The 253-nt window shown below is 43.9% G+C and carries 1 pseudogene; it reads right to left on the minus strand.

The annotated features are described in order from the left end of the window. Window positions 1–20: 20 nt before the first annotated feature. Window positions 21–253: pseudogene (locus tag SB772_RS43410) on the minus strand (sugar transporter); the annotation flags it as partial.

Genomic DNA, 253 nt, shown 5'->3' on the forward strand with positions numbered 1-253 from the left:
GTATTTTCACTAGCTATCATTTATAACCCTGATATCACGTTGATGGCAGAGGTTGACGGTAATATCGCACTAATCACACGATTCCAGCGGGCCAAGCCTGTTGGATCCACATAAAGAATGTCATTGGCTTGCATGTCAAAGCGACTGGCTAATGCCAAGCTTGTAATGCTCTGCATATCGACGTAGTAAATATTGGTATACTGGTACTGAGGGTTGTCGCGCACGATATATACTTTGGCTGCATTAGCCGTAT

It is taken from the genome of Paraburkholderia sp. SIMBA_030, assembly GCF_046535245.1.
GTDB lineage: Bacteria > Pseudomonadota > Gammaproteobacteria > Burkholderiales > Burkholderiaceae > Paraburkholderia.